Consider the following 17900-nt stretch of genomic DNA (forward strand, 5'->3'; position numbering starts at 1 on the left):
TGTCCTTGATGAGGCCCGTCAGGCGTGGCGAAGAGCGTAGAGGGTAGGCTGGTGCCGAGGGTTCGTCGGTTGACGCACGCGGCCGGCGAACGCAGCTTCAGGATGCGCATCGATTTTCTCGATGTCTCGGGCGCCGAAGATCGCCAGGGGTCCAAAGGTACCGAAGGAATTGCGGACGTCGACGATCAGCATGGTCCCGTTGCGGACGGAGCGCCGATCCTCGACCTTGATCGCCCCCCAGATCTCGGACGGGATGCTCGCCCCTGTGAGGTGCTCCGTCCGCTTGGGCGTCGGCGTCGCGGCCGCGGCGAAAGGGGATGCGGGTGTGCGCTCGGGAGACGCACGTTGCAGCCCTTCGAAAAGTCCGTCGAAAACGGACATGAAGTCTTGCCCGACGCCAACAGCAGCAGCCGCTCCATTGGCAGTGAGGCGCGCCTCGAGCAGAGAGGCCCAGGAGACCCCGGCAGCGGAAAGGGCCTGGTGAGCGAGCCGGAAGGCGGCTTCCTGCCCGCTGACGTCGTCCGCCCGGTCCATGCGATCGAACAGGAGACGTAAGCGATCGTCGCTCATCCGGGTAAGGGGACTGTGTTTCACTGATTTCCTCCGGAAGATTGCTTTGCAGCGGAGCGGCCTCGGTCAGCACAGCTCACGAGATCTCTTCACGCAGCTATTGAGTAAGGATGGCCATTCTCGAAGGCTTCGGCATGAAGGTCCCGAGAGGCCGATGCCTGAAACCGAGCGGCGTCTGCCGCGACGAGCAGCTCGAACGAGCATGGACCGTCCGCATCAGCGTGGATCGTGTCGATTTCGGCCATGAACGCGGCAAAATCCGCGGGAAGCTCGAGGAGGCGGGAGAAAGTCACGCCGTCGCAATCATGCCCGTAGTGGTGCACGAAGACGGTTCCGTGATGGGTGCGGTGAGCGGCGATATGATCCCGCGTGTCCCGCCTCCGTCGGAGGTCCTCCAGACGGCGCCTCAGCGGGAGGGGAAGCACGGGCCAGCGGTCTCGGCGTGCTATTGCCCCGAACTTGAGGCGAGCGACTTCCATCGGGAGATCATAGACGATGGCGGACAATGGATTCCTCCTGAATGAGCGGGGCGCCGGTGGTCAGCTTGCGCTCGATCGAAGCGACGATGGCGGAGATGTTGGACCATGGCGCCGGGGAGCGGCAGGCTCCTTCGCCGTCGAGAGCGCAGGTGATCGCCTGGGCGTTGGCATTCCAAAGACCAGCCACATCGAGGGAGCAGGCTACGAACAAAGTGAGGAAGGCCGAACCGAGCGAGCGAGTGAGCATTTTCTTTCCCCCTAACGGAAGCAAAGGGGACTAGGACCTTTGCTCAGGGATCCTCAGCGGAGCATGCGGGCCGATCGCTGAAGCGGCCACCGTGGCGCGTCGAGGCGGCAGGGGACTTCAGAAAGGATACGCAACTGCCGCCAGCGGAAAGGCTCGGTTCAGGGTGTAAGCTTTCTCAACCTGACGAAGGCGAGATGCGTCGCCCCTCGCATTGCGTTCTCGCTGGCCGGATGGCAACGCACAGATGTTGCGCAAGGAAGATGGTCGAGAGGTATGCGTATGTGGAGGAAGAGGCTGGCGGTTTCAGTCTTGGTGTTGTGCTTCTCTAGCGCCGCGGCTGCGCCGGAAACGCCGGAACGAAGGATGAAGCGCAAGATGATGGGCGCGATGCTCGTCTATGGGAAGAAGGCAGAGCCGGTGGTCGAACGGTGTTTGCGCGAAAACAAGATCGCAGCTGGAAAGGTGAACCACGCGGGAGCCGCGTCCTGTATGGACGTCTGGATCAAGAAGCAGGGATACCGTGCGCCTGGCCGTTGGGGAAAAGACTGAGCGCAGCGGCCTTTGACACCGCGCCGCGCGCCCAGAGTTGTCCGGCCAATCAGTAGCGCGGCCGGCGGCCTCGCCGACGCCACTCTCCGGGAAGAAGCTCAGGCACATGCTCCACCTCGAGATCCGCGACAGCGCGGAAATCGTCGAGCAGGTGCGCCTCCGATATCGCAGCGACAGGCTGGAGGATTCGCGCGGCATCAGCGGCGGACGGGATGTCCTCGGCGGTGATGACGATCTCGATTGGGTCGAGCGGCCCAAGATCGTAGTGGCAGATACCGCGGCTACGACGCCATTCGAGTTTGGAGACCGAGGGGACCAGTTGGTCCACCGCTGCATGCGTTTGAGGTGAGAGGAACTCCCAGCGCTTGCCATCCGCGAGCTCGAAGAAGCCGGACGGGGCGTACGGTTTGTTGGCCTGGATCTCGAGGACGAAGCGGCGGCCTTCCGCGAACTCAAGATATGCGTGAATGAGAGCGTTCAAGACAGCGCGACACTCGTCGTCCTGGCGTGCGACGACTTGGTGGAACGCAGCCCCGATGAAGCCGTGATCGCTGAAGGCGTGCTGAGCCTCTTGCGCGAGCAGCTCAATGCGATCGAGCACCTGTTGAAAGTCGGAGACGTCGATCGGCGTTTCCCCCAAGCGGAGAGGATCGGTGAGGACGAAGCACGATCGTCCGTCCGAGAAGTCCGCCCAAAGCGAGAAGCATTGGCGGCCGGCGACGTCGGTGATCACCTTGACGTGAACGTCGCTATGGGTCTCACCGTTCGCCCAGCGATAGCGATACGAACCGTCGCTGGCTGGGCCGGTCCTCTCCTCGCCACACTCGTCGACGATCTCGTGGGCGTAATTGAGCCGCGCGACATAGTAGCGGTGATCGGTCGCATCCATCTGGTGGAGGTAGAGATAGCTGCGCGGGGCGTCATGCGCCTGATCCATTCGAACCTGGTCCTGCTTAAACCGATGTGAAGCTGCAATGCGCGCAGCGAGACGTTCCAAGAGATAAGCAGGAAAGCGATCAGTCCGCTAGGGGATTATGGATGACGATCGTTCGGGTGCATCGCGGTTAGTCGATGAAGCCGCCGCCAGGTTGCGGGACGCATGGCGTGACGATCGGCCCAGAGGCCGCGTCCCGCAAGACGCGCGGGCAGCGCTACGATGAAGCCGAGCTTCGTGGATGGCCAAGCGTGACCGCGCTGGAGCATCTGCCATGATGCGGAACGGCCGGCGACGAAGACGCGGCCGACCACGCGGCCGAAGCGGTCGCGGCCGCGGATCGAAAGGCGGATCGGGTGTCCGGTGAGAAAGGCGTCCAATGCAAAGCGCGCGGCTCGGCCGCCCGGCTGGTGATACTCCGGGGCGTCGATGCCCGCTAGCCGCACACGGACGCGCCTTCGGCCGAGTTGTACTTCGATGCTGTCTCCATCGGTGACACGGAGCACTCGAACCTTTCGTGGCCATCGAAGAACGACGGCGCCAGCTATGAGCGCGATCGCGATAAGCAACAACTCGAACATCTTTCCTCCCGGCTAGCGGCCTCGGAAAGAAGTCGTCCAAGATCTCAGAAGGGTAGATCGACGGTCACTGGTTTGCGAGCAATTCTCCAGGCAGCCTCGAAGCGATCCATGTCGGCGCTCAAGTCCGGCATGATCGCCATGATCTCGTCGAAGGGCAGGAAATCGTCGGAGAGGAGGGGAGGGCTATCAAGATCGGTGGTCCGGAATGTGCCGTACGATCCATTGATGCGATAGCAGACAAAGGGCGAGCCGGTCGTGCCTTGGAGTTCGACAGTTAGGCCGGGATGCCTCTTCAAGGGGCCTTCCCAAGCCGCTTTGATGGCCTCGATTTCGTGATCGTGGCGGTAGATCACAGGGGCCGCGCCGCCCGACGCCGGGGCTCGGCTCGGACCAGCGAGAAGAGAGCCGAAGACTGCCGCTACGCGCGAAACCGTGCGTAGCGCTTCCGAGGAAGGCACTGCCTCCGCTGAGGCAAGCCTCGGTCCCTCTGGCACCCGGGGCGTCAGAACCTCGGTCGGCGCCGCGACAGGAGCCGCAGGCCGCGAGCAGAAGAAGGGCTGCAAAGGCAGCTGCGCGGCGGGATCGTCAGCGCCGGCGACATAGGATCGCAGCATCCGCGATCTCATAGGATGCTTCAGCTTGCGCATTGCGACCACTTCGAGTTGCCGAGCCTGTTGTTTGGTGACCGATAAATCGTGCGCAACGTCCTCCAGCAGTGAGGCATCTCGATCCGGAAGGATGCCAAACCGCATCCGGAGTGTACGCTCCTCGCGCTCATTCAAAGTGCACAGCAGCGCGGTAAGTCGTTGGCGCATCTCGGCCTGGAGGGCGAGACTGAAAGGAGACGGAGGCGGCAAGGTGAGCGATGGCTCGTCGACGGCCTCCATGGTGTCTTCGTTGGTGAGGAGGCACGCGATCTCGCGGGCAATCCTTGTTCTCGTCGCAAAACGCATGTTGGGTTTGATGGCCGTGCCCCGGCGTCGCGCTCTATCCACGATCAAGAGGTATGCTTGTCCGATGTAATCCTGAGCATCGACATCGTGGTCGCTAGCGAAGATTGCGGCAGCCATGGCGGCAATCGAGGAGATGTGATCGACCTGCGCGGTCATACGGGTGTCCCGAGAAAAGATCCTGAGGTGCCACAAGCTTCTGGATCTTTTGATTGCACGTCAAGCGCGATTAGCGGGGCAAACATCCTGATTGTCGGTGCACACCTCGACGGTGTGCGGGGAGGGCGGGTACAGCGATGGAGGCCGGAGACGGCGTCACGCTGCTCCATCGCGGGTCGGAGGGATCGGAGTTGCCCATTTCGACCGAGCGCGCCGTCTACGCGGCAATCGCCGCTCGCAACCGCGGGTCCGATCAGCTTGAGCGGAGCTCTTCCAGGCGGCAGAGCGAAAAACAGTCGCGGCGTCAGGGAGCTCGAGCCGCCGTCTCGTGCGGGTCGGTTCGCTCTTGACCTGGATGGGGTCGATGAGAGCGAGACGAGATCTGCTGGCCTCGCGCCTCCTGCCGAAGAAGGCTGCTTCCTGGTTGTCGTTGGGCGCCTGAAGCCGGCTGCTGGCATCCAAGCCGCGACCGCGGCGCTCTTCAAGCCAGCATAAGACATTCGAGGCCGAGGCCGCGTGCTCCTGGTTATCCACCCTCAATCCCCTTAGGAAGTTTCGCGCCTCTTAGGGACCAAACGATACTGGGAGAAGTCAGGATCTATACGGACCCGCCGGACACAGCAACTAGGGCGCCGCCGTTACCAAGCGTCCCCACCGGTCCTACAGCCTTCACCCTGCCGCAACCTCAATGCGAGCCGGTGACTTGCCTCTTGCGACGGCCTTGATCTGGAGGATATCGAAGTGGAAGAAGAAGGGGGATTTATGAGACTATTCGGATGTGTGGCCGCGATTGGACTGGTGGTGAGCGGCTGCGGCAGTGTGGCGCCGGGCGGGAATTCAGCGGAGCAGATCGTCAGTGCGGAGCTGGGCAACAGCCAAGCTTCCAACCTCAGCGAGGCGGATCGTGCGGTAGACGCAGTCAACGAAGCGTTGGATGTGGTTGGTAATGAGGCCGGGAGCGAGGAAGAGCAAGCCGGGAACTGGGATTATCAGACGCAGACCGACCCTCTCACCGACAAGGAAACACGGACGGCCTGCGTCCAGTCGACGAACCAGGTGCAGCTCTCACCGCCATACGAGCCGACGTATGCGCGATTGTGCTTGAGGGACTCCCCGCAGTTTGGCCGAGACGTTTACGTGTCGCTGATGGGCGATGGGCAGATTCTGTGCCGCTCGTACGAGGACTGCGACGTCCAGGTTCGGTTTGATAAGGGACCAGTCCAGACGATGGCGGCGGTGGGGCCAAGCGACCATTCCACCGATATGTTCTTCATCCGCGGTCGGGATCGCATGGAGAAAGCGATCAGGACTGCGGACCAGACCATCATACAGGCAGAATTTTACCAAGATGGCTCGCAGAGCATGATATTCCCGACGGAAGGCTTCTCCTGGCCGAAAGCTGGTGGAGGGAGCGAATAGCAACGCCTCGCTCTCTCTGGAGGAGGCGACAGGGCGCGGCGCCGGTGGCGGAGCGCCCTGTCGCTCACGTGCTCGGAGCGAGGGACGGCCGATCGAGTTCGGTCGCGAAGCCGCCGGCCAGATCTATCCTCCCGTGATGGTCTGGTGACAGTTCTCGCAAGTCCGCCACCGTGTCGAGATCGGTGTCTCGTTGGAGCTCCCAGTCGGCCAGGATGATCTCTCGGGTCTCGGGTGAGATCGAGACGTTGTCGAAGCCATTCCAGTGCGTTCCGTGAGCGAAGCAAGGGTAAGAAGGCTCGGACAGGAAGTAAAAAGATGCGGTCCCGTCCCGGGCGGGCGTGTAGTCGGCTGGAGCGCGCCAGGCAGTGGATGCATCAGCTGGGGTGTTGGACATGGGCTTCCCTCTCTGGTTCGATTTTGCGACCCCGGTCGAAAAAGTAAAGGGCGCTCCGGCGTTGCCGGAGCACCCTGCACGTGTGCGAGTTGGGCAGGCCCAGCGAGGCCGGGCTCCAGGATGGCTTTCGGGCGCGAACGCTCAGTCGAGCACGAGTTCGTCGACGAGCGACCGACAGTGGACGCGGTCGAGGCGATAGTCGCGGAGCATCATCTCGTCCTGATCGGCGCGCATGCGGGTCCACGTGCTATGATCGACGAGATCGAGCGGTTCATCATCGAGGCCGACGAGCTCCGAGATAAGGCCGTCGATATCGTTCTCCTCGAGCGCTTCGATCGGGCCGAGCGACAGTCCGAGACCGGCGATGAGGTCCATGTCGAGAGACATCGAGTACGCCATTGCATTTCCTCCATTTGATAGCTTCGCTCGTACTGAAAGTAGATGCGAACCCTGCGCGGCTTGGCCGCGAGCGGGATGCTCCGCTGGAGGCGACGTCAGGCGGCTAGTGGAAAGCTTTCGCTCGGGAAATCAGACCCATCGTCGTCGTGGTTGTGCTCCCCGCGGAGGATCTCCCCTACCGTCTCCTCGATCCATCTATCGCTGATGATTTGATCGTATGCGAGGTCCCCGCGTTCGATGAGCTCGTTGAAGATGGCGTGGGCACGGGCAACCGCCACGTCGATTGCGGAGGGCTGGCGCCGGTCAGCCATCTCGAGAAGCAGGCTGTTTTGAATGGGCCTTGCCCGCGGCCGGTCCATGCGCCGTACCTGCCCCTGGTACCAGGACGCCATGACCTCGGCGACGAATGCGTTGCTTTTGGAGAACTCAGGGTCTTCCTTGCGACGATCGTTCGCAATGTGCCGGGCACGGACGCCGTACGCTTGCGAGTCGATGGAGTAGACGCGCTCTGTCATGTTTGCGACAGATTCAGCTCCATCCGACTTGAGGCCGAACATGTGAATGAGTACACCTTTTGGCAGGCGGCGATCAAGTGCGTCGACGACGGACACGATACCGTCCTCACCGGTCGCTTTCCGTCGGCACATTGAACCTATTCCGATGAGGCGCTCGTCCCCTATGAAGGGGTGGAGCCTCTCGAAGCAGCGCAGGTAGTCGTCCGCGTTTGCCCCTTGGATTACGGGCATCAGACGATCGAGGAGGCCGGCCTCCTCGGCAAGCGTATGACATTTGATGTTCAAGCGCACTGTCTTGGCGATACGCTCGTTGACTTCGTGGCGGTTGTGAGCTATCTCCTCCTCAACGCAAAGGTCTAGGCTAGAAAATCGCGTCCATGGATAAGCCGCGCAAAGACCAAATATGTATTGCTCAGGTGTCCAAGGGTATCCGCCCTCCGCAAACATCATATGAAAACCAGCTGAGTCCAGCCAGAGTTCTTCGATAGACGTGGCATTCTTAAGCGGGCGAAGGTTCCAACCTTCCCATTCACGCATTCTCTGCTTGCGCCCGTGCGTAATCGGTCCGGTCGTGCCACGAGCTTCGTGAGCAAGCCACTGCGCGCGGGAATACTCCATGCCCTTCGGGGCGGGTCCAAGGTCTTTCCAGCGCGAGAAGGAATTTGCGCTGACGAGCACAGGGGCGCGGAGCGCAACTGCCTTCTTCAGCAGCGGGCCATCGGACAGATATGGAAGTCCAAGAACGATCTTTACCGGCATGCTGCGAGCTCCCTTTGCCGATCAGGGCGTGGGGCGTGCGTCATGCTTCGTAGACACCATCGAAGGATCGGGTGGCGAGAACGGGGTAATGGCGCATCTGGTGCGCTGTGCCCCGGCCGATCTGGCGCGAGAACTCCGCTTCGATTGCCTCCTTCAGAGGATCGCTGAGAGCATCGAACTCCTCAGCGAGGGTTAGTGGCATGCGAGGTCGCAGCTGCGGGCGGATTTTGGCAACGATTGCCCCGCGAGGCGCCGGGCAGTCGGCAGACGAGGAAACAAGCGCCAGCATTTCATTCTCCCGAGGTCTTTACGGTGATCACAGCTGGCAACCTTGCCGAACGGCTGCAGGGCGAATGAATTATGCAGCGATTAGCGCATCGATATCCTCGATGATCCGCGGATCATCCGGGCGAAGTCCTGGCACCGCATTGGCGGGATGGATTAGCCAGACGCCGAGCCGCTCTTGGGCCGCGATTAGACGCTCACCCGCGGAACGGAGCGCATCGAACCGGCTGCGGGTGCAGCGACCTTCGATGCATGGGTTGAAGGCGTCGCGTGCGGCCTCAAAGCGGGCCCATTCCGAGTGGACCTCGGCCAGCTTCCGGACGGTCAGATTGGCCTTCCGTCCGTGGCGGTCGCGAATGTCGAAAAGGTAAGCCATGGCAATCCTTAGCTGTGGGTGTAACCGTCGCGCTCGATGCCGAGCCAAATGCCTTGGAGCTGGACCATCCAGCAGCCATTGAGGCCGTTCCATTTGATGCGACGACGGAAGGCGAGATACGAACCGGTGAACGGCTCGCGCCCGTTCATCTGCTCTCGCCCGAACAGGCGGAGGAAGGCACGGCGTGCGGCCGGAGGCGGTGGTGGGCTAAAGCGCATGAGTGTCTCTCCTTGTGGGTGTCAGGCGGCGAGGACGGCATCGATGCGAGTGACAAGCGCGATCGCGTGTGGGTCAGAGCCGAGGCGGTCGGTGATGAGGCGCCGCGCCGCCGAGAGAACCGTGCCGGCATCTTCCGGGGTGTGAGTGCCCGGCGCCCGGATCGTCGCAGGGGAGGGTACAGATGCGGCGGTCCCGGTACGGCCTGGATAGGCAGCAGCGAGGCGCTCTGCGAAGCCGTCGAGGGTGTCTTGGAGTGCTGGTCCGTTGACAGCTCGTTGAGAGCGGGCGCACGCGTTGGCAAGGGCATCGACGCGGTCGTTGATCGTGCCGCGATTCTGGTGAGCGCGAATCCACTGGACAGCAACTCGATCGCCGACAAGTGACTTGAGGAAGGCGATCTCCTGCCAAAGTGCCAGGTGTGCGATGGCGCCGCCCTTCTTGCGCCAGCCGCCGGAGCGCCAGCCGTCCAACCACTCGTTGTAGCCCTTCACGGCCAATTGGCTGTCGCAGAGGATGGTGGCCGGCCCTTGGGACTGAAGGCTATCTGCGTAGAGGAGCAGTGCCTCGAGGAGGCCGCGGAGCTCCATCTCATTGTTGGTCGTAGCGGCGACTGGGATGGCGCGTTCGATGAGAAGGCCGTTGCCCTGGGCGACGAGACCGTAGGCGCCAGCGCCGGGGTTGCCGATACAGCTGCCATCGGTTGCGATCGTGATCATCTTTCATCCCTCATGATGGTTTCAAGCCTGAGAAGATCGATGAGGACACCGAGCCATTCACCCGGCCGCTGTCGGCAGCGAACACGTTAGCGGGCAAAAAAAAGACCCGCCTCGGGATGCCGAGGCGGGTCGCGAGAGCAGACCGTTGCGGGATGTGGTCAGAACGGTCTGAGCATCGCTTGAGTAAGGATCGGCTTGCCGGAATTGGGGGTGAGGAGATTGTCGTGCATCGCGTTCGTGTAGCTCTGGCCATCGAATGCGATCGGCAAGATGGCAAGGCGATTGCCAGCGGCAACGGTGGTGACGCCGATGCGCGGCATGCCATTGTCCACGCCGGGGAGCAGAACAATGGGAAGGTAGCCGACGGAGATCGACTCCTTGCGGACGGGCCTGCCGCCAGCTAGCGTCCAGATCTGGGCGCGACACCCGCCGCTGCCGCACCAGCCCTGCGACTTGATGTAGACGACGAAGTAATTGGTGTTCGCGATCCGGGTGCCGGCGATGCTGCCATGCTCGCCTTCGCTGCTCGCGATTGCCGCGCGCTTAATCGAGTCCGGGAACGTTGAATTGACCTGAGATGCCGGGGTGTTGCGCGCCTGCGCGACGGAGGCCGTCGAAGTCCCGAGAGCTGCGATAGCCATCATAGCTGCTGCTGCAGTGGAGAGGCTGGTCATTCTGAGGTTTCTGAGCATTTTTCGTTCCTCGGAGGGGTTCATGAGAAGCAATTCATCAGAAGGAGAAGATTCTCTCCATAATTGTTCCTCGTCGTGCCTTTGTCGATCGTCGCCGGGTCGCCAGAGATATTCCTGAGACCGAAATTGTAGGACGCGAAGGTTGCCTGCATCAGCTGAGCCGGGGTTAAGCGAGGATACTTGCTTTTGAGAATGCTCATGTTGCTCTTAACGATCGCCGCCGCTTTATCGGCCGCGTAAGCGAGGTGGTGGGCTTGCTCCCTCGTCACGCCCGGCTGCCTCGTCAGCTGAAAGACGCCCATGCCGGGGTCAGCCGGATTGGGGTTGTCGATCGAGAGGAAGTTCGTCTCTCGGACGCCGATTGCTGCGAGCATACGCCAATCTATGCCGTACTTCCTTGCTGCAGCCTGAAGAGTGGCCTTGGCCTGCATGGCCCGTTGAATGGCCGCCCGTTCAGATTGCGCCATGGCGACGCCTCGGCTGCACTGGCTGGCCGATCCCGTCGGCAGCCCGGGGCTCGGGGTTGGCGCACGCGGCGGCGTGGGCGTTGCGGTTGACGGCGTCCCAGGCTTTGTGCCCGAGTTGAGAGTGCCCGGTTGGGGCGCCGTGCCGATTCCTGGCTTGGCTCCTGGAGCCGAGCCAGTGCCAGGCGTTGGAGCGGTTCCTGTACCCGGCGTCGTTGCGACCCAGGGCGGTGCGCCGCTATTTGCCCCGGACCCGCCGGCGGCGGGCGTCGATGGAACGACCGCCTCTCCGTAGATAAGATCCTCGCACTCGGCGGCGGTTGGCGCCACCGCTGTCTGAGCCTGCGCAGCCGAAGCGCCCGCAAGGAGCGTCGCGCAAAGGAGAGTGGAAAAAACGGCTTTGTTCATGGGTGTTTTGCCCGTTCTTGCAGAGGCGAAAAGATCCTCACGCCCCGTGGAAGTTTCCTGATCGATGCATCTTAAGGGCAAAAGATCCAGCCGCCAACCGGAAAGGCATGATCCATCGCTGCCGCTACCTCAAAGTTCCTGGAATGCTGAGCCGTCGTTTGCGGCGGCGAAGCCGCATGCCAAAATTCCAAGAAGGGCTTGGAACGTCGGCGGGTAGGAAGTTGCCTTCCGTCGATGGGCGGTGTTGATCTCGTTCGCGGACCAGGCGCCGGGTACCGGCACGAGGGGGCGGCCGGCTCCGTGCCAGTGGATCATCGACGGCGTTGCGCCGTCGGCGGCGTCGATGTCGACGTCGGCCCGGAGTTCCGCGGCAGACAGCGTCAGGACGTCATGACGGGGCGAGTAGGGCGTGACCTCGATCGAAACGCCGAGCGAACTCACGACGGAGCGAATGTCTCGGAGGAGATCCGCACGCTCTTTCTGGGAAGATGTAGAGGTCACCCTCGTGTGGGCGGCGCCGAGCGGGAGATCCATGGCGAGGTCCTGCATGGTCATATGGTGCCGAAGCCAACGATCGCGTTTGAGATGTCATCGGCCGACGCGAGAATGCCATCCGCGGTTCGCTCGACCTCGATCTGGATGGGCTCGTTCAGCATCGGCGCAAGCTTCTCTGCTCCGTCGGCGGCGATCAGGAGCTGCGACCAGTCGGAGAAGCGAACGACAAGGCAATCGCTCGCGATGCTTTCGAGGGTGCCAAGCACAAGCGCTTGGTCGCATTCTGCGAGGTCTACCCAGCTGCTATCATCGGTGATGCGGGGAAGGTCGTCAGACATATCGGTCCTTTTGAGGCAAGCAGGGAGGATGGGCGGCGCCGCGGCGCCGCCCTCAGGCAGATCAGAGTCGAGAGGCTCAGGCGGCGCGGGTCGAGCGGGCGTAGATGCGGAGGTCGAAGCCGCTCAGGATGTCGAGCACGAGCGGTTCGACGGTCCTGAAATCCAGCCCGCCGTTGCCGCAGCCTGGTGCCGGCAGCGCGATCGAGCGGATGCCGGCCGCGCGGGCGAGCGTCGCGAGCTCGCGAAGGCCGGACTCGACCCAGGAGAGCTGCGAGGGATCACGCCAGTGGTCCTTCGTCGCGAGCGCAGCCCAGCGGCGGCCGTCGGGGAGGGGGAAGAGGAGGCAGCCACCCGGCTTCAGTCGGCGAGACCGGCACGCGCCGACATAGTCGGGCATGATCTCGGGAAAGCGCTTCTTGAACGCGAGCGCAACCCCGGCGCCGGCGACCGACACGACGTTGTTCGTGTTCACGAGGAGGTCTGCACCGTCGTCGACGATGTTGCCCGAGCAATAGCGGACCGATCCAGCACCAGCTCCGCCTGCGCACTCCGACGGCGACGCCGACGTCGCTGGACCCAAGGCGATGCCGAGCACGCGCAGAATCTCGGCGCGAACCTCGAGGTCGTGAAGGTTGAGGACGCAGATGCCGAGGTCATCCGCGGTGCGGATGGCCTGTCCGGTGCCGCCGGAATCCTCGCCGTCCTCAGTCCAGCAGATCACGAAACGGGCCGGAGTGTCGAGGCGGGCGCCGAGGACCTGTCCCATGTTGCGAGAGTGGAGCTGCTGGAAGGACCGAGGGAGCGTGTTCCAGAGCCGGTGATAGCGGGCTGCGAGAATCTCGGCTTTGCCGATGTACTCGCCGGCGAGGAGCAACTGCTTCGCGGGACGGAACGGCTTGCCGGTCAGGCGCTCGTGACGGCGGATCTGGTCCCAGCGGGGCTTATCCCACTTCGAGTTGGGATTTGCCCCGAAGCCCCGCCAAGGCGCGAAGATCTCTCGGAGGTCCTCTCGGGTCGTGCCGAGCTCGAACGCAGTGTCCGCCCCGCCGGCGAAGCCGGAGCGCAGGGTGAAGCCGAGGACCTCCAGCGCTTGCGCGATCTCCGTCATGATGTCGCAGACGTCTTGCGGCGTCTTGCGCGAGCCGATGCCGGCGTAAGCGGCGTAGCCTGCGGGTGCCGCCAGGAGCGAAGCAATCAGGCGGATGTCAAAGCGAGACCGCGGCCGACGATCGGCGCCACCAGACCGAGCCGAAGGCGACCGGACAGAGGCCGAAGAAGCAGGAGCAGAGCGAGAAGGGCGACCGAAGGCCATGTCAGGATTTCCTCATCTGAAGGGTGAACACCCCAGATGGATCAATCTTAGAACAAAATAGGCGCAGCCACGGACTTAGGAGATCCCGTTTGCCTGTATAATCTCGCCTTCGCGGCCGATGAGAAGGAGGCCGGCATCACCAGTCCCGATCTGGGAGGTAAGAGCCCGCAAGAGCTCTGCATAGACGCGTGCCGCAACGCTGTAGATCCTGAACTCTGCAGCGCAGGACCCAAAAGCTGCCGCAGGCGCGAGCAACGATTCAAGCAGGGGTGCGATCTGGGATGGAGAGAGAACCTGCCGTAGGATTGATTGGGCGCGAATGAAGATCACGAAGTGGCCGCTCTCCCGAGCTTGCGCTTTCGCAGTGTCGATCGGAGTAAGGATCTTCATTCTGTCCTATCCAAAGAGAAGCAATTGACGCGGGTCCTCGAGACGCGGCTCGGTTATCATCTGAACCTTCGCGACGGCCGAGAGCCGGAGGCGGCTGTGGACGCCGGTGTCGGCTCTGCGGGTGAATGAGACGAGCAGTCGAGCCGGATCGCCGCGCCGCAGGGCGTCCGCGACGTTGCTGACCAAGTGGGGGTTATCGTCGGTATTCTCGACGATTACCGGTTGAAGCCTTGTCTGACCGTCCTTCGTCCGCAGCTCGCCCTCAAAGGAGAGCCGCGCCGCAGGTGTGCCAGCCGCGACGTGCTGGAGCGGTCCTACGGCTCGAACCGCGTAGCTGTAGATCCCAGGCTTATTGGTTTTGCGCGAGTTCGCCGAGGTCTGCGGATGCCCCATTGTTTCCTCCCATTGATCGAGCTCCCTATGAAGTTGATCGAGGAGGTTGCCGGCGCGGCCGGCTGGAGGCTTGTTCTTGTCTTGTTCCGCACGGTAGACGGGCCCATGGGATTCGCGAAGCACACCCTGAGGGATAAGGCCCTAGAGGCCTTAGAAGAGGCTGCAGCAGCTGCGGCCGAGGGGCCGGTCCAGCGCTCAAAGGCGCTTGGGTTCGCGCTTGCCTATCTATGGGCTGCCAGTGGGGCTGAGCGCGACCAATTCGACTGGTTTTGGAAGTCGCTGGCAGGCGATCACGAGATCGGCCGGGCGCAGAATGTCAACGCCAGCTTGAAGGGGATCTATCTCGCGCTGGGTCTGCGCCGTCCCTAGCTCTGATTGGAGATCGTGGGCGGGCTGGCGACGATCAGCAAACGCTGCGGAGCGGTCGCTTAGAGGGCCTTGGCAACGAGCGGCTGGCTTGGCTCGATAGAGATGAAGGTTCCGTCCGCCAGCTGCATCGTGACGGCGCCGGTAGTTTTGTCGGTGAGCGAAAGCTCGACCTCGTTCTCGTTGAGCGATGCGAAGTCGCCGTAGAGGATGTATTCGCCGTTCGGTGTCCAGACGCTCTTCACCGCCTCGGCGGGAACGTTAGAGCAGAGGCCGTTGGTGGTGACGACCACGGATGGAAGGAAGCCCATTTCGAGCTGCCAGTGGAGGAGCCCGAGGTCGGTGAGCTCTGTGAGTGAGGGCGTCATTTTCATCTCCTTCCTGGATCAAGCTCATCCTGAAGGGATTCCGTAAGTCGCTGTGCCAGCCATAAAGAACCCCCTGCGCCGGCTGGCGCAGGGGGTTCTTGGCTATGCCGCCACTCGTTCGAGCCGGCGGGCTGCAGAGGCGAGCTGCTCTTCGCGTGGCGGACCAAGCAGCTTGATCGTAGCGCCGTCATACTGGACTGCGAGCGTGACGGGTTCGCCTTCACGGAGGAGCGACTTCACCGACTGGGCGAGTTCGCCGAAGGCCATCGCCGTTCGTACCTGGGGAGGATCGCCGGGACGCTGGAAGCCAGCGTCCCTGCAGAGGATGTATTCCGCGCTGTGCTGCGACTTCTTCACCTCGATGGTCGAAGGCGTGATGGTCGCAACGAACGCGCGCGATCGGCGACGGGTGTGGTTGTCGTTCATGATGGAAGCCTCACTTCATTTTCGTCCTCGTCGGAGGACCCGCTTCCGGTGATCTGATCGCTTGCTGGTTGTGCCGCAGCGGCCGCGTCGCGTAGCCGGAGGCTTGCGCGAGATCAGAGGACCGGATGGAATGAAAAAGGCCCGCCGGTGACGCCGGCGGGCCTTGATCGGGTGGCGAGCCTGGTGAGGCTTAGGCCGCCTTCGCCTGGCGCGGGGCGCGCTCCTTGGGGAAGCCGACGACGCGCAGGGTGCCGCCGTCGCGCTGCAGCGCGAGCTTCACGGTATTGCCCTCGACGAGCTGCTCGAGCACCTCGGCGCGCTGGTTGCCGAACGCCATCACGACGCCGAGATTCTCGCGGCCCTTGTAGCTGATCTTCGAGCCGGCGATGTAGCTGTAGTCGCCCTTGGTGGCCGACGTGCGGGTCTCGACCGCGCCCACGGTGACGTCTGCATGGAAGATCGCGCGGAACCCGTTGTTGCCCTGGGTCTCGGTGGTGCCGTTGTTGTCGTTCATGATCTGATGTGTCCTTCTTGATTTCATCCCCTCGATGGGGATCGCTTTCCCTGATCAAATCCTGACCTTGGGTGAGCGCGGCGCCACGAAGGCGCTGGGCGAAGGCGGAGGCCGATCGGCAGACGGTCGGCCGCGGCGCAGCCGGCAAAAAGAAGCCCGCCGAAGCCTGGGCTTCGGCGGGTCATTGTGCTTGCTCCGGCGGGACGTCACGCGGCGATAGCGGTCGCTTCGTCGTTAGCTGGCCGAAGGACACGCTTTGGTTCGGATGCACCTTTTACGACTTCTCCGTCGACAATGATTTTCTCGACGCTCGCCCGCAGGTCGGGGAGTTCGTACATCGTGTCGAGGAGGAGCTCCTCCATGGTCGATCGAAGCCCGCGGGCACCAGTCTTGCGGCTGATAGCCTGCCGCGCGATCGCCGTCAGAGCCTCAGCGTCAATGTCGAGATCGATGTCTTCCAGAGCGAAGAGCTTCTGGTACTGACGAACCAGGGCGTTCTTCGGCTGGGTCAGAATGTCGACGAGCATCGCCTCGTCCAGGTCATCGAGCGTTGCGATCACCGGCAGTCGCCCGATGAACTCAGGGATGAGACCGAACCGTACCAGATCCTCGGGCTGGCGCTTGGCGAAGAGAGCCCCTGCCTTCTGGGCTGTGCCGCTATCGACGTTCGCGCTGAATCCGATCGACTTATCCTCAAGGCGGCTGGCGATGATGCGCTCGAGCCCTGCGAACGCTCCACCGCAGATGAAGAGGATGTTGGAGGTATCAACCTGAATGGTTTGTTCCATCGGATTCTTCCGTCCGACCTGGCCTCGCACGTTCGCGATCGTGCCCTCGATGATCTTCAGCAAGGCCTGCTGGACGCCTTCACCAGAAACGTCGCGTGTGATCGAGGCACTGTCTCCCTTGCGGGCGATCTTGTCAATTTCGTCGATGTAGATGATACCGCGCTGCGCTCGCTCGACGTTCATGTCGGCGGCCTGGAGCAGCTTGGTGACGATGCTGTCGACATCCTCTCCGACGTAGCCGGATTCCGTCAAGGTCGTTGCATCGCAGACGGCAAATGGCACGTCGAGGATGCGGGCGAGGGCCTTTGCCAGCATCGTCTTGCCGGTACCGGTCGGCCCAATCAGCAGGATGTTAGATTTGTCGAGCTCCACCTCGGCGCCCGCCGCGCCGTGCGCCAAGCGCTTGTAGTGATTGTGGACCGCCACGGAGAGCACACGCTTGGCTCGGTCCTGGCCGATGACGTAGCCGTCGAGGTGCTCGCGGATTTGACGCGGGCTTGGCGTGTCCTCGCTGAGGATGCGTTCTTTGCCGGCCTGCTGCCGGCGAACGGCATCCGAGGCAAGATCAACGCAGCCGCCGCAAATGTTGCTCGCAGCGCCGGCGATCAGAATGCCGACCTCGCTTTGGGCGCCATCGCAGAATGAGCAGTGCAGCTCCGTCTTGGTTCCTTCGTCCGGCACTTCTGCTCCTTTTCCTTAGTCTTCCTTCTGGCCCCAAGGGCCAGCAATCTTCCCCAACGGGTGCCCCTGCAGGGTGCATCCCGACTTAGCGCTACGCAAGACCACCTAAAGAATTTTTCCAGCCGAGCACGGGAGGCGCCGGGCAGGGAGTCGTGCACGAATTCGCACGGCGAGAAGAATCCGCGGAGAGCCGTAGCGACCTTCTCTCTGGGCGAGGCTCCCGCTAAGGAGGCGCCGCAACTGAAGCGAAAAGGAATAGGCATGGCTGAAGTGAAGAAGGCACGGGGTGGGCTGTCGCGTCCCTTGACGGCATCACCGGAGCTGGCGGCCATTGTGGGTGCCGATCCGCTGCCGCGGAGCTCTGTCGTGAGCAAGCTTTGGGACCATATCCGGTCGAACAGCCTGCAGGATCCTGCCAACAAGCGGGAGATCAATTGCGATGACAAAATGAAGGCGGTGATGGGCAAGGACCGGGTCTCGATGTTCGAGATGAACAAGCTCCTGTCGGCGCACCTGAAGTAGGATTCCTCCGGACGGGCCATCGGTTTAGCCGGTGGCCCCTGCGTGGTCGAGAACCGGGCCGGACCGTATGCGGAGGTCGCCGCAACACACTAGGGAAATCCGGATCTGTGCGGCACTCCCAATTCGAGGCGGGATGAGCCCGAGAATTCCGGCTGACTGCTGATGGGAGGGACATGTTCCCTGCAATCCCGC

27 protein-coding genes are annotated in these 17900 nt (G+C 62.7%); 5 read left to right on the forward strand and 22 right to left on the reverse strand.

All coding sequences use genetic code 11. The features are described from left to right. Positions 1-18: 18 nt before the first annotated feature. Complete coding sequence (locus ETR14_RS26995) at positions 19-594, reverse strand: hypothetical protein (protein WP_129392981.1); 576 nt, start codon at positions 592-594, stop codon at positions 19-21. 86 nt (positions 595-680) lie between these two features. On the opposite strand from ETR14_RS26995, the gene ETR14_RS27000 reads away from it, so the two are divergent. Both ETR14_RS27000 and ETR14_RS27005 read left to right on the forward strand, forming a co-directional pair. Further along, positions 681-1094, forward strand: a complete 414-nt coding sequence (locus ETR14_RS27000; RefSeq protein WP_129392984.1) for a hypothetical protein — start codon at positions 681-683, stop codon at positions 1092-1094. Positions 1095-1659: 565 nt separating this feature from the next. After that, a complete protein-coding gene (locus ETR14_RS27005) occupies positions 1660-1845 on the forward strand; it encodes a hypothetical protein (protein WP_129392987.1) in 186 nt (61 codons plus the stop codon). A gap of 49 nt (positions 1846-1894) precedes the next feature. Here the strand turns inward: ETR14_RS27005 and ETR14_RS27010 are convergent, their stop codons facing one another. From ETR14_RS27010 to ETR14_RS27020, 3 genes are all read right to left on the reverse strand, one after another. Then, complete coding sequence (locus tag ETR14_RS27010) at positions 1895-2842, reverse strand: hypothetical protein (protein ID WP_129392990.1); 948 nt, start codon at positions 2840-2842, stop codon at positions 1895-1897. 35 nt (positions 2843-2877) lie between these two features. Beyond that, complete coding sequence (locus tag ETR14_RS27015; protein WP_165356669.1) at positions 2878-3225, reverse strand: thermonuclease family protein; 348 nt, start codon at positions 3223-3225, stop codon at positions 2878-2880. A gap of 179 nt (positions 3226-3404) precedes the next feature. Next, on the reverse strand, positions 3405-4469 hold the full coding sequence (locus tag ETR14_RS27020; protein ID WP_129392996.1) for a sigma factor-like helix-turn-helix DNA-binding protein: 1065 nt from the start codon (positions 4467-4469) through the stop codon (positions 3405-3407). 780 nt (positions 4470-5249) lie between these two features. On the opposite strand from ETR14_RS27020, the gene ETR14_RS27025 reads away from it, so the two are divergent. Continuing rightward, on the forward strand, positions 5250-5888 hold the full coding sequence (locus ETR14_RS27025) for a hypothetical protein (RefSeq protein WP_129392999.1): 639 nt from the start codon (positions 5250-5252) through the stop codon (positions 5886-5888). 64 nt (positions 5889-5952) lie between these two features. Here ETR14_RS27025 and ETR14_RS27030 read toward each other — a convergent pair whose 3' ends face one another. From ETR14_RS27030 to ETR14_RS27090, 14 genes are all read right to left on the reverse strand, one after another. Next, the gene (locus ETR14_RS27030; RefSeq protein WP_129393001.1) at positions 5953-6282 is read right to left on the reverse strand and encodes a hypothetical protein; all 330 of its coding nucleotides are present in this window, start codon (positions 6280-6282) and stop codon (positions 5953-5955) included. A 141-nt stretch (positions 6283-6423) separates the two neighbouring features. Beyond that, positions 6424-6681 carry a hypothetical protein gene (locus ETR14_RS27035; protein WP_129393004.1) on the reverse strand — a complete coding sequence of 86 codons (258 nt, stop codon included), beginning with the start codon at positions 6679-6681 and terminating at the stop codon, positions 6424-6426. A 95-nt stretch (positions 6682-6776) separates the two neighbouring features. Beyond that, the gene (locus ETR14_RS27040; RefSeq protein ID WP_129393007.1) at positions 6777-7955 is read right to left on the reverse strand and encodes a hypothetical protein; all 1179 of its coding nucleotides are present in this window, start codon (positions 7953-7955) and stop codon (positions 6777-6779) included. A gap of 40 nt (positions 7956-7995) precedes the next feature. Then, positions 7996-8157: a hypothetical protein gene (locus ETR14_RS28670; RefSeq protein ID WP_165356670.1), complete on the reverse strand. Its 162-nt coding sequence runs from the start codon at positions 8155-8157 to the stop codon at positions 7996-7998. Between the two features lie 156 nt (positions 8158-8313). Beyond that, on the reverse strand, positions 8314-8616 hold the full coding sequence (locus ETR14_RS27045) for a hypothetical protein (protein WP_129393010.1): 303 nt from the start codon (positions 8614-8616) through the stop codon (positions 8314-8316). Between the two features lie 8 nt (positions 8617-8624). Continuing rightward, on the reverse strand, positions 8625-8834 hold the full coding sequence (locus tag ETR14_RS27050; RefSeq protein WP_129393013.1) for a hypothetical protein: 210 nt from the start codon (positions 8832-8834) through the stop codon (positions 8625-8627). Positions 8835-8855: 21 nt separating this feature from the next. Beyond that, positions 8856-9551 carry a ribonuclease HI gene (locus ETR14_RS27055; protein ID WP_129393016.1) on the reverse strand — a complete coding sequence of 232 codons (696 nt, stop codon included), beginning with the start codon at positions 9549-9551 and terminating at the stop codon, positions 8856-8858. A 158-nt stretch (positions 9552-9709) separates the two neighbouring features. Next, positions 9710-10243, reverse strand: a complete 534-nt coding sequence (locus ETR14_RS27060) for a hypothetical protein (RefSeq protein WP_129393019.1) — start codon at positions 10241-10243, stop codon at positions 9710-9712. Positions 10244-10263: 20 nt separating this feature from the next. Then, on the reverse strand, positions 10264-10710 hold the full coding sequence (locus tag ETR14_RS27065) for a hypothetical protein (RefSeq protein ID WP_129393022.1): 447 nt from the start codon (positions 10708-10710) through the stop codon (positions 10264-10266). Positions 10711-11244: 534 nt separating this feature from the next. Further along, complete coding sequence (locus ETR14_RS27070; RefSeq protein ID WP_165356671.1) at positions 11245-11664, reverse strand: hypothetical protein; 420 nt, start codon at positions 11662-11664, stop codon at positions 11245-11247. Between the two features lie 2 nt (positions 11665-11666). Next, on the reverse strand, positions 11667-11948 hold the full coding sequence (locus ETR14_RS27075) for a hypothetical protein (RefSeq protein ID WP_129393028.1): 282 nt from the start codon (positions 11946-11948) through the stop codon (positions 11667-11669). Between the two features lie 76 nt (positions 11949-12024). Beyond that, positions 12025-13056, reverse strand: coding sequence for a macro domain-containing protein (locus ETR14_RS27080; protein ID WP_129393031.1), 1032 nt, complete (start codon positions 13054-13056; stop codon positions 12025-12027). Between the two features lie 279 nt (positions 13057-13335). After that, positions 13336-13650 carry a hypothetical protein gene (locus tag ETR14_RS27085; protein ID WP_129393034.1) on the reverse strand — a complete coding sequence of 105 codons (315 nt, stop codon included), beginning with the start codon at positions 13648-13650 and terminating at the stop codon, positions 13336-13338. A 6-nt stretch (positions 13651-13656) separates the two neighbouring features. Beyond that, a complete protein-coding gene (locus ETR14_RS27090) occupies positions 13657-14043 on the reverse strand; it encodes a hypothetical protein (RefSeq protein WP_129393037.1) in 387 nt (128 codons plus the stop codon). A 27-nt stretch (positions 14044-14070) separates the two neighbouring features. Here ETR14_RS27090 and ETR14_RS27095 point away from each other — a divergent pair, with 27 nt between their 5' ends. Continuing rightward, on the forward strand, positions 14071-14412 hold the full coding sequence (locus tag ETR14_RS27095) for a hypothetical protein (protein WP_129393040.1): 342 nt from the start codon (positions 14071-14073) through the stop codon (positions 14410-14412). 59 nt (positions 14413-14471) lie between these two features. On the opposite strand, the gene ETR14_RS27100 is transcribed toward ETR14_RS27095, so the two are convergent. The 4 genes from ETR14_RS27100 to clpX form a co-directional block, all read right to left on the reverse strand. Beyond that, positions 14472-14777 carry a hypothetical protein gene (locus tag ETR14_RS27100; protein WP_129393043.1) on the reverse strand — a complete coding sequence of 102 codons (306 nt, stop codon included), beginning with the start codon at positions 14775-14777 and terminating at the stop codon, positions 14472-14474. A gap of 102 nt (positions 14778-14879) precedes the next feature. Then, complete coding sequence (locus tag ETR14_RS27105) at positions 14880-15203, reverse strand: hypothetical protein (RefSeq protein ID WP_129393046.1); 324 nt, start codon at positions 15201-15203, stop codon at positions 14880-14882. Between the two features lie 190 nt (positions 15204-15393). Then, positions 15394-15717 (reverse strand): hypothetical protein, encoded by a 324-nt coding sequence (locus tag ETR14_RS27110; protein WP_129392925.1) that lies wholly within the window; start codon positions 15715-15717, stop codon positions 15394-15396. Between the two features lie 206 nt (positions 15718-15923). After that, positions 15924-17186, reverse strand: coding sequence for an ATP-dependent Clp protease ATP-binding subunit ClpX (clpX, locus tag ETR14_RS27115; RefSeq protein ID WP_129393049.1), 1263 nt, complete (start codon positions 17184-17186; stop codon positions 15924-15926). A gap of 240 nt (positions 17187-17426) precedes the next feature. Between clpX and ETR14_RS27120 the strand changes: the two genes are divergently transcribed. After that, positions 17427-17708, forward strand: coding sequence for an SWIB/MDM2 domain-containing protein (locus tag ETR14_RS27120; protein WP_371416862.1), 282 nt, complete (start codon positions 17427-17429; stop codon positions 17706-17708). The last annotated feature ends 192 nt before the right edge of the window (positions 17709-17900 follow it).

The organism is Sphingosinicella sp. BN140058, assembly GCF_004135585.1.
GTDB lineage: Bacteria > Pseudomonadota > Alphaproteobacteria > Sphingomonadales > Sphingomonadaceae > Allosphingosinicella.

What these genes read in the sequence shown, in the direction of transcription:
- ETR14_RS27035 (WP_129393004.1), bottom strand. Translation starts at nt 6,681, where the DNA reads ATGGCGTACTCGATGTCTCTCGACATGGACCTCATCGCCGGTCTCGGA.
- ETR14_RS27000 (WP_129392984.1), top strand. Translation starts at nt 681, where the DNA reads ATGGCCATTCTCGAAGGCTTCGGCATGAAGGTCCCGAGAGGCCGATGC.
- ETR14_RS27055 (WP_129393016.1), bottom strand. Translation starts at nt 9,551, where the DNA reads ATGATCACGATCGCAACCGATGGCAGCTGTATCGGCAACCCCGGCGCT.
- ETR14_RS27105 (WP_129393046.1), bottom strand. Translation starts at nt 15,203, where the DNA reads ATGAACGACAACCACACCCGTCGCCGATCGCGCGCGTTCGTTGCGACC.
- ETR14_RS27090 (WP_129393037.1), bottom strand. Translation starts at nt 14,043, where the DNA reads ATGGGGCATCCGCAGACCTCGGCGAACTCGCGCAAAACCAATAAGCCT.
- ETR14_RS27095 (WP_129393040.1), top strand. Translation starts at nt 14,071, where the DNA reads ATGAAGTTGATCGAGGAGGTTGCCGGCGCGGCCGGCTGGAGGCTTGTT.
- ETR14_RS27080 (WP_129393031.1), bottom strand. Translation starts at nt 13,056, where the DNA reads ATGACGGAGATCGCGCAAGCGCTGGAGGTCCTCGGCTTCACCCTGCGC.
- ETR14_RS28670 (WP_165356670.1), bottom strand. Translation starts at nt 8,157, where the DNA reads ATGCCACTAACCCTCGCTGAGGAGTTCGATGCTCTCAGCGATCCTCTG.
- ETR14_RS27085 (WP_129393034.1), bottom strand. Translation starts at nt 13,650, where the DNA reads ATGAAGATCCTTACTCCGATCGACACTGCGAAAGCGCAAGCTCGGGAG.
- ETR14_RS27020 (WP_129392996.1), bottom strand. Translation starts at nt 4,469, where the DNA reads ATGACCGCGCAGGTCGATCACATCTCCTCGATTGCCGCCATGGCTGCC.
- ETR14_RS27045 (WP_129393010.1), bottom strand. Translation starts at nt 8,616, where the DNA reads ATGGCTTACCTTTTCGACATTCGCGACCGCCACGGACGGAAGGCCAAT.
- ETR14_RS27030 (WP_129393001.1), bottom strand. Translation starts at nt 6,282, where the DNA reads ATGTCCAACACCCCAGCTGATGCATCCACTGCCTGGCGCGCTCCAGCC.
- ETR14_RS27050 (WP_129393013.1), bottom strand. Translation starts at nt 8,834, where the DNA reads ATGCGCTTTAGCCCACCACCGCCTCCGGCCGCACGCCGTGCCTTCCTC.
- ETR14_RS27065 (WP_129393022.1), bottom strand. Translation starts at nt 10,710, where the DNA reads ATGGCGCAATCTGAACGGGCGGCCATTCAACGGGCCATGCAGGCCAAG.
- ETR14_RS27040 (WP_129393007.1), bottom strand. Translation starts at nt 7,955, where the DNA reads ATGCCGGTAAAGATCGTTCTTGGACTTCCATATCTGTCCGATGGCCCG.
- ETR14_RS27100 (WP_129393043.1), bottom strand. Translation starts at nt 14,777, where the DNA reads ATGACGCCCTCACTCACAGAGCTCACCGACCTCGGGCTCCTCCACTGG.
- ETR14_RS27070 (WP_165356671.1), bottom strand. Translation starts at nt 11,664, where the DNA reads ATGCAGGACCTCGCCATGGATCTCCCGCTCGGCGCCGCCCACACGAGG.
- ETR14_RS27005 (WP_129392987.1), top strand. Translation starts at nt 1,660, where the DNA reads ATGAAGCGCAAGATGATGGGCGCGATGCTCGTCTATGGGAAGAAGGCA.
- ETR14_RS27110 (WP_129392925.1), bottom strand. Translation starts at nt 15,717, where the DNA reads ATGAACGACAACAACGGCACCACCGAGACCCAGGGCAACAACGGGTTC.
- ETR14_RS27060 (WP_129393019.1), bottom strand. Translation starts at nt 10,243, where the DNA reads ATGCTCAGAAACCTCAGAATGACCAGCCTCTCCACTGCAGCAGCAGCT.
- ETR14_RS27075 (WP_129393028.1), bottom strand. Translation starts at nt 11,948, where the DNA reads ATGTCTGACGACCTTCCCCGCATCACCGATGATAGCAGCTGGGTAGAC.